This is a genomic window from Streptomyces calidiresistens (genome assembly GCF_014141525.1).
GTDB classification, from domain to species: Bacteria; Actinomycetota; Actinomycetes; order Streptomycetales; family Streptomycetaceae; genus Streptomyces; species Streptomyces calidiresistens.
In genome coordinates, this window is sequence record NZ_VKHS01000153.1 from 1 (window position 1) to 8,814 (window position 8,814).

Below are 8,814 nucleotides of genomic sequence, written 5' to 3' on the forward strand. Positions count from 1 at the left end.
CCGCCACGCCCTGCGCCTGGCCCTCACCGACCCCCGCTTCCCGGCGGCCGCCGTTCCCGGTGTCCTGCTCGTGCGACCGGCCGCGCGGGCCGCGCTCGGTCCGGCGCCCGGTCCGGTCCCGCCGCGGGCGCGGTCGCGGCGCGTCCCAAGGAGTGAGTTCAGCTGTCGATCGCCATCCTCATCGGTGACCCCCCGGCCGATTCGGCTCTGGAGGAACACCTGCGGGCGCTCGGCTTCACGCCGCGCCGAGTGGAAGCGGGCGCCGCCGGGCACACGGCGCGCGCCGCCCGGGCCGTGGAGCGGGTCCTGGCGGAGGTACCGGAGGGCGCCCCGGTCGCCGTGGTCGACGCCGACTTCGTCGGCCACCGCCACGCCCTGCGCCTGGCCCTCACCGACCCCCGCTTCCCGGCGGCCGCCGTTCCCGGTGTCCTGCTCGTGCGACCGGCCGCGCGGGCCGCGCTCGCCGCCGCGCCGGGGAGGATCGCCGGGGCCCGACCGGGCGACTCCCGACTCCTCGACCCGGACGCCCCCCTGCCCGACCTGCTGGCGGCCCTGCTGGAGGAGGCGGGCACCGCCGTCCACCGTCCCGCGCTCGGCGCGCTGGTCGCCGCCGTGCCCCGCACCGCCGCCCGGCGGGCCGCCGCCCGGCGGGAGGAGGCGGCCGTCGACGACGAGCGGGTGCGTCTGGAGACGGCGGTCAAGTCCCGCGACGGCTTCTTCACCACCTTCGCGATCAGCCCCTGGTCCCGGTACCTGGCGCGCTGGTGCGCCCGCCGGGGGCTGACCCCCAACCAGGTCACCACCGCGTCCCTGGCGGTGGCCCTGATCGCCGCCGGTTGCGCGGCGACCGGCACCCGCGGCGGCTTCGTCGCCGCGGGCGCGCTCCTGTTGTTCTCCTTCGCGCTGGACTGCGCGGACGGCCAGCTGGCCCGCTACACCCTGGCCTACTCCACGCTCGGCGCCTGGCTGGACGCCACCTTCGACCGGGTCAAGGAGTACGCCTTCTACGCGGGCCTGGCGATCGGTGCCGTGCGCGCCGGGGACGACGGCACGATCTGGGCCCTGGCCCTGGGGGCGATGGCGCTCCAGACCTGTCGGCACATCGTCGACTTCGCCTTCACCGAGAGCACCGCCCCGGCGCCGACCGGAACACCGACCGCGGCGCCGACCGGAGCGCCCGCCACCGGGGACCCCGCCGACGCCGCCGGACGCGCCGCCGCGCTCTCCGGCCGCCTGGACCGGGTGGGCTGGACCATCTGGCTGCGCCGCATGATCATCCTGCCGATCGGTGAGCGCTGGGCCCTGATCGCCGTCCTCACCGCCCTGACCACCCCGCGCACCACCCTGGTCGTCCTGTTGATCGCCGGCGGCTTCGCCGCCTGCTACACCACCGCCGGACGGCTCCTGCGCTCCCTGCGCCCGCGCACCGCCGGCCCGGCCGCCGCCCGGGCCCTGGAGATCCTCACCGACACCGGCCCCCTCGCCGCCGGCGTGGCCCGGCTCGCCGCCGGACACCGGCGCCCCGGCGGTGTCACCGCGCCGCTGTGGGCCCTGGGCGCCGTCCTCCTGACGCCGGGCGCGCTGCTGCTGCCCGGCGTGGCCGGGGCGGTCTGGATCCCGCTGCTCGCCCTCGGCTACGCGATCTGTGCGGGCCTGGCCGTGGCCGTCCCGCCCACCGGCCGGTTGGACTGGCTGCTGCCGCCGCTGTTCCGGCTCGGCGAGTACGGCACCGTCCTGGTCCTCGCGGTGCACGCCTCCGGGGCGGGTGACGGGTGGGTGAACGCGACCTTGCCGGCCGCTTTCTGCCTGGTGGCCGTCACCGCCTACCATCACTACGACACGGTGTACCGCCTGCGCGGCGGTGCCGGGGCGCCGCCCCGCCGACTGGTCCTCGCCATGGGGGGCCACGAGGGCCGGGTCCTGCTGGTCGTCGCCGCCTCCGCCCTCTGGGCGGCGGGGGGCGCCGGCCTCACCCTCACCCTGGTGATCGCGGCCGGCGCGCTCGCCGTGGTCGTGCCCGCCGAGAGCGTCCGGTTCTGGACCTCCTCCTCGGCGCCCGCCGTCCACGACGAGGCCGACGCGCCCGCCGACCGCACCGCCACCCCGACCGACGACCCCGCCGACCGCCGCGACAACGGCCCCGGCGGCACAAGGGAAAACGGAGTACCCGCATGATCGGCCTCGTGCTCGCCGCAGGCGCCGGACGGCGTCTGCGCCCCTACACCGACACCCTGCCCAAGGCACTGGTGCCGGTCGGGCCCGAGGGGGCCGACGCGCGGGGCGCCGTCCCCGGCGAGGCCAAGAGCGTCCTGGACCTCACCCTCGCCAACTTCGCCGAGGTCGGCCTCACCGAGGCCGCGATCGTCGTCGGCTACCGGCGCGAGGCGGTGTACGAGCGGCAGACCGCCCTGGAGCGGCGCTACGGCGTGAAGCTCACCCTCATCGACAACGACAAGGCCGAGGAGTGGAACAACGCCTACTCCCTGTGGTGCGCCCGGGACGTCCTGCGCGAGGGCGTCATCCTCGCCAACGGCGACACCGTCCACCCGCCCTCCGTCGAGCGCGCCCTGCTGGAGGCCCGCGGCGGTGACCGCCGGATCATCCTGGCCCTCGACACGGTCAAGAACCTCGCCGACGAGGAGATGAAGGTCGTCGTCGACCCGGAGGCCGGCGTGCGCCGCATCACCAAGCTGATGGACCCGGCCGAGGCGAGCGGCGAGTACATCGGCGTGACCCTCATCGAGTCCGCCGCCGCCGCCGACCTGGCCGACGCCCTGCGCACCACCTTCGAGCGCGACCCCGACCTGTACTACGAGGACGGCTACCAGGAGCTGGTGAACCGGGGCTTCCGCATCGACACCGCCCCGATCGGGGAGGTGGAGTGGGTGGAGATCGACAACCACGCCGACCTGGCCCGCGGACGGGAGATCGCATGCCGGTACTGACCCGGCTCATCCCCTCCCCGGTCACCGTCGACATCCGTCCGGACGCCCTGAGCGGGCTCGCCGGGCTGCTCGCCGACCAACGGATCGCCCCCACCGGCAAGCTGGCCTTCGCGATCAGCGGCGGCTCCGGCCGCGGGCTGCGCGAGCGCCTGGAGCCCTCCCTGGAGGGCGCCGAGTGGTTCGAGGTGGGCGGCGGCACCCTGGACGACGCGATCGAACTCGCCGGAGCGCTGAAGGCCGGCCACTACGACGCGGTGGTCGGCCTGGGCGGCGGCAAGATCATCGACTGCGCCAAGTTCGCCGCCGCCCGGGTGGGGCTGCCCCTGGTGGCCGTGGCCACCAACCTCTCCCACGACGGCCTGTGCTCGCCCGTCGCGACCCTCGACAACGACGCCGGGCGCGGCTCCTACGGCGTGCCCACCCCCATCGCCGTGGTGATCGACCTCTCGGTGATCCGGGAGGCGCCGCCGCGCTTCGTGCGCTCCGGCATCGGCGACGTGATCTCCAACATCTCGGCGGTCGCGGACTGGGAACTGTCCCACCGCGAGACCGGTGAGGCGATCGACGGCCTCTCGGCCGCCATGGCCCGCCAGGCCGGCGAGGCGGTGCTGCGCCACCCCGGCGACTGCGACGACGACGACTTCCTCACCGTGCTCGCCGAGGGACTGGTCCTCACCGGCATCTCGATGTCGATCGCCGGGGACAGCCGTCCGGCCTCCGGCGCCTGTCACGAGATCAACCACGCCTTCGACCTGCTCTTCCCGCAGCGCCGCGCCCCCCACGGCGAGCAGTGCGGGCTCGGCGCCGCCTTCGCGATGCACCTGCGCGGGGCGGGGGCGAAGACCCGGTTGATCATCGAGACCCTGCGCCGGCACCGTCTGCCGGTGCTCCCCACCGAGATCGGGTTCGACCCGGAGGAGTTCGTCCGGGTCGTGGGGTACGCCCCGCGCACCCGGCCGGGTCGCTACACGATCCTCGAACACCTCGACCTGTCCACCGACCAGATCAGGGACGCGTACGCCGACTATGTCGACCTCGTCAACACCATCGACGCCGAGCGGTCCCGGGACCGGGAACGACCGTCCGGGGACCCCGGGGAGGGACGACCGGAGCCGACCGCCCCGGCCCTCCGTCGCTGAGCTGCGGCCCGTCGTCCACCCCGAGGGGATCAAGGACCGGCGCAGCGGGGAGCACTGGGCCGGGCGGCTCTACATGCGGGAGATCTCGCTGCGCTGGACCCGCCTGCTGGTGAACAGCCGGATCACCCCCAACCAGCTGACCCACCTCATGGTCCTCGCCGGGGTCGGCGCCGGCGCGGCCCTGCTGATCCCCGGCATCCTCGGCGCGGTCCTCGCCGCGCTGCTGATCCAGCTCTACCTGCTGCTGGACTGCGTGGACGGCGAGGTCGCCCGCTGGCGGCGACAGACCTCGGTGACCGGCGTCTACCTCGACCGGATCGGCCACTACCTCGCCGAGGCCGCGCTGCTGGTGGGCTTCGGCCTGCGCGCCGCCGACCTCTTCGCCCGCGAGGGCGCGGGCGGCGAGTGGATGTGGGCCTTCCTCGGCACCCTCGCCGCGCTGGGGGCCATCCTCATCAAGGCGGAGACCGATCTGGTGGACGTCGCCCGCAGCCGCAGCGGGATGCCCGCCGTGCGGGAGGAGGCGGCGGTGCCGCGCTCCTCCCGGGTCGCGATGGCCCGGCGGGCCGCCGCCGCGCTGAAGTTCCACCGCCTGGTCGGCGGGGTGGAGGCCTCGCTGTTCATCCTGGCGGTCGCGATCGCCGACCTGATCGCCGGAGGGCTGTTCTTCACCCGCCTGGGCGTGGTCGTGCTGGCCGCCGTGGCGGTGCTGCAGACCGTCCTGCACCTGGTCTCCATCCTCGCGTCGAGCAGGCTGCGGTGAGCGGCGCGGACCCGTCCGGGACGGACCCCACCGGCACACCGGGACGGGAACGGCTCCGCCTCGGCGCGGTGATCATCACCATGGGCAACCGCCCGGCCGAGCTGAAGGCCCTGCTGGACTCGGTGGCCGACCAGAAGGGCGAGCCGATCCAGGTCGTGGTGGTGGGCAACGGCGCCCCGCTGCCGGACCTCCCCGAGGGCGTGCGCAGCGTCGAACTCCCGGAGAACCTCGGCATCCCCGGCGGACGCAACGTCGGCGTGGAGGCGTTCGGGCCGGCGGGGGAGGAGGTGGACGTCCTGCTCTTCCTCGACGACGACGGCCTGCTGCCCGACCCGGAGACCGCCGAGCGGGTCCGCGACGCCTTCGCCGCCGACCCCCGGCTGGGCATCGTCAGCTTCCGCATCGCCGACCCGGAGACCGGCGTCACCCAGCGCCGGCACGTCCCCCGGCTGCGGGCCTCGGACCCGGAGCGCTCCTCGCGGGTCACCACCTTCCTGGGCGGGGCCAACGCCGTGCGCACCCGGGTCTTCGCCGAGGTCGGCGGCCTGCCGGACGCCTTCTTCTACGCCCACGAGGAGACCGACCTGGCCTGGCGCGCGCTGGACGCCGACTGGGGCATCGAGTACCGCGCCGACTGCGTGCTGCACCACCCCACCACCTCGCCGGCCCGGCACGCCGTCTACCACCGCATGGTGGCCCGCAACCGGGTCTGGCTGGCCCGCCGCAACCTCCCGCTCCCGCTGATTCCGGTCTATCTTTCGGTGTGGCTGCTGCTCACCCTGCTCCGCCGTCCCTCCCGGGCCGCCCTGCGGGCGTGGTTCGGCGGGTTCGCGGAGGGGTGGCGGACCCCCTGCGGTCCGCGACGCCCGATGCGGTGGCGGACCGTGTGGCGGTTGACCCGACTGGGCCGCCCCCCGGTCATCTGACAAGCTCGGGTCTGAGAGCATCCATCCACCGACACGGCCGGGCACTCCCCCGTGATCCCGGACGTTGCCGGTTCTGTCGGCTGTGACCAGCGAGGACGAGAGTTTTCCAACGTGAGCGAGACAACGCACGAACGTGCGACACCCGGCCCGTCGGGGTCGGGGGAATCCCACCTCACCCCGGCGGAACTGGCCGCCCGCCACGGATTGACCGTGAGCGGTGCCCGGCCCCCGCTCACGCAGTACGTCCGGCAGCTGTGGGGACGTCGCCACTTCATCCTGGCCTTCTCCCGGGCCAAGCTGTCCGCCCAGTACAGCCAGGCCAAGCTGGGGCAGTTGTGGCAGGTGTTCACCCCCCTGCTCAACGCCTTCGTCTACTTCCTCATCTTCGGTCTGCTGCTCGGCGGCCGAGGGGGGATGGAGATGACCGAGTACATCCCGTTCCTGGTGATCGGCGTCTTCGTCTTCACCTTCACCCAGCAGTCGGTGATGAGCGGGGTCAAGGCGATCTCCGGCAACCTGGGACTGGTCCGGGCCCTGCACTTCCCCCGGGCCTCGCTGCCGCTCTCCTTCTCGCTCCAACAGCTCCAGCAACTGCTCTACTCGATGATCGTCGTGGTGGTCATCCTGGTCGGCTTCGGGTACTACCCGACCTGGACCTGGCTGTTGATCGTCCCCGTCCTGTTGCTGCAGTTCGTCTTCAACTCCGGGCTCGCGATGATCTTCGCCCGGCTGGGCAGCCACACTCCCGACCTCGCCCAGTTGATGCCCTTCGTGCTGCGCACCTGGATGTACGGCTCCGGGGTGATGTTCCCCATCGGCCACATGGTCACCGAACGTGCCGGGGGCCCCCAGTGGGTCGCCGACGTGCTCCTGGCCAACCCGGCCGCGGTGTACATGGAGCTGATGCGCTTCGCGCTGATCGACGGTCCGCACCACCAGAGCCTCGGCGCGCAGTTCTGGCTGCTGGGCGTCGGCTGGGCGCTGCTCTTCGGCATCGGCGGGTTCGTGTACTTCTGGAAGGCGGAGGAGCGGTACGGCCGTGGCTGAACTCAAGGACACCACCCGCACGGGGACGGACGCCGCCCCCGCCACGCCCGCGACGGAGGGAGCGGCCGGAAAGGCACCCGCGGCCGACGCCGGCGGGGAGCGCGTGCCCACCGTCATCGCGGAGGACCTGCACATCGTCTACCGCGTGCAGGGCGGCCGACAGCGGGGCAACGCCACCGCCGCGCTGCGCCGCATCCTGCGCCGCGAGCCCTCCGGCCGGATCCGCGAGGTGCACGCCGTGCGCGGCGTCTCCTTCACCGCCTACCGGGGCGAGGCGATCGGTCTGATCGGCTCCAACGGCTCCGGCAAGTCCACCCTGCTGCGGGCCATCGCCGGCCTGCTGCCGGCCGAGAGCGGCCGGGTCTACACCAACGGCCAGCCCTCCCTGCTGGGCGTCAACGCCGCCCTGATGAACGACCTGACCGGCGAGCGGAACGTCATACTCGGCGGCCTGGCCATGGGCATGTCCCGCGAGGAGATCCGCGAGCGCTACGACGACATCGTCGAGTTCTCCGGCATCAACGAGAAGGGCGACTTCATCACCCTGCCGATGCGCACCTACTCCTCCGGCATGCAGGCCCGGCTCCGCTTCTCCATCGCCGCCGCCAAGCAGCACGACGTGCTCATGATCGACGAGGCGCTGGCCACCGGTGACAAGAAGTTCCAGAAACGCTCCGAGGCCCGCATCCGCGAACTCCGGGCCACGGCCGGTACGGTGTTCCTGGTCAGTCACAACAACCGGACCATCGAGAAGACCTGCGACCGGGTGATCTGGTTGGAGAAGGGCGAACTGGTCATGGACGGTCCGACCGCGCCCGTCCTCAAGGCATACGCGGAGGAGAACGCCAGGTAACCGGCCGCGCCGGCGGACCGCGAGCGACACGCCGCGGTCCGCCGGCGCGCCGGTGCGACGGGGAAGAATGTCGATGAACAGCAGCACCACGGCGGGCACGAACGGCACCGCCCACCCCACGGACACCGCGCACCGCGCCCCGGCCCCGGATCCCACCGGGGCCACGTTGCGCAAGGCGGCGCGGGAGAACTTCCCCGTGGCCCCGGGCTTCCTGCCCCCCGCGTGGCGCCACGGCCTGATGGCGCTCTACGGATACGCCCGTCTGGTGGACGACATCGGTGACGGCGATCTGGCGCCCGGCGGTACCGACGCGGCCCTGCTGCTGGGCACCGACCCCGGGGGCGCGCGGGAACCGGGGGACGGGCGGAACGACGCGTCGGGAGGGGCCATGCCCCCCGCCGAGCGGCTGGTGCTGCTGGACGCCCTGGAGGCCGACCTGGACCGCGCCCTGGCCGGTCGCGCCCCCCGTCACCCCCTGCTCGCCGAACTGGGACCGGTGGCGCGCGAACACCGTCTCCCGGAGGAGTCGTTGCGCGCCCTCATCGAGGCCAACCGCCTCGACCAGCGGGTGCACCGCTACGCCGACCGCGCCCAGCTGCTGCGCTACTGCGAGCTGTCCGCCGACCCGGTCGGCCGGCTGGTCCTGGCGGTCACCGGCACCACCACACCCGAACGGGTCCGGTGGTCGGACGCCGTGTGCACGGCCCTGCAGATCATCGAGCACCTCCAGGACGTCGCGGAGGACCGCGCGCGCGGCCGGATCTACCTCCCGGCCGAGGACATGCGGCGCTTCCGGGTCGACCCCGACGACCTGCTGGCCCCCACCGCCGGGCCCTCCCTGCGGGCCCTGATCGCCGCCGAGGCGGAGTGGGCCAGAGGGCTGCTCGCCGAGGGCGTGCACCTGGTCCGCGACACCGACGGCCGGCTGCGACTGCTGCTGGCCGGCTTCGTGGGCGGCGGATGGGCCGCCCTGCGGGCGCTGTCCGCGGCCCGCTGGGACGTCCTGGCCGGCGCGCCGAGGGCGAGCGGGCCGCGGGTGCTCACCTCCTGCGCGGCCGTGCTGCGCGCGGCCTCCCGCCCGCCGGGAGGGCCGCCCGGCGGCCCCGCCGGTCCCACCGCAGCCGATCGTTCCCCCGGTCCC

7 protein-coding genes and 1 pseudogene are annotated in these 8,814 nt (G+C 74.1%); all 8 read left to right on the top strand.

Going from position 1 to position 8,814, the window contains the following annotated elements:
- Positions 1 to 219: 219 nt before the first annotated feature.
- Complete coding sequence (locus FOE67_RS09200) at positions 220 to 2,175, top strand: DUF5941 domain-containing protein (protein WP_438874201.1); 1,956 nt, start codon at positions 220 to 222, stop codon at positions 2,173 to 2,175.
- On the top strand, positions 2,172 to 2,945 hold the full coding sequence (locus FOE67_RS09205; protein ID WP_182662387.1) for a phosphocholine cytidylyltransferase family protein: 774 nt from the start codon (positions 2,172 to 2,174) through the stop codon (positions 2,943 to 2,945). The genes FOE67_RS09200 and FOE67_RS09205 overlap by 4 nt, the downstream gene beginning before the upstream one ends.
- Positions 2,933 to 3,991 (top strand): annotated as a pseudogene (locus FOE67_RS09210) (iron-containing alcohol dehydrogenase family protein); the annotation flags it as partial. The gene FOE67_RS09205 and the pseudogene FOE67_RS09210, both read left to right, overlap by 13 nt.
- A 166-nt stretch (positions 3,992 to 4,157) precedes the next feature.
- A complete protein-coding gene (locus FOE67_RS09215; RefSeq protein WP_228473706.1) occupies positions 4,158 to 4,847 on the top strand; it encodes a CDP-alcohol phosphatidyltransferase family protein in 690 nt (229 codons plus the stop codon).
- A gap of 80 nt (positions 4,848 to 4,927) precedes the next feature.
- Positions 4,928 to 5,773: a glycosyltransferase family 2 protein gene (locus FOE67_RS09220; RefSeq protein WP_182662401.1), complete on the top strand. Its 846-nt coding sequence runs from the start codon at positions 4,928 to 4,930 to the stop codon at positions 5,771 to 5,773.
- Positions 5,774 to 5,884: 111 nt separating this feature from the next.
- Positions 5,885 to 6,820, top strand: a complete 936-nt coding sequence (locus tag FOE67_RS09225; RefSeq protein ID WP_182662393.1) for an ABC transporter permease — start codon at positions 5,885 to 5,887, stop codon at positions 6,818 to 6,820.
- Positions 6,821 to 6,923: 103 nt separating this feature from the next.
- Complete coding sequence (locus FOE67_RS09230) at positions 6,924 to 7,673, top strand: ABC transporter ATP-binding protein (protein ID WP_323384551.1); 750 nt, start codon at positions 6,924 to 6,926, stop codon at positions 7,671 to 7,673.
- Between the two features lie 73 nt (positions 7,674 to 7,746).
- On the top strand, positions 7,747 to 8,814 hold a 1,068-nt coding region (gene hpnC, locus FOE67_RS09235; protein WP_182662397.1), incomplete at its 3' end, for a squalene synthase HpnC.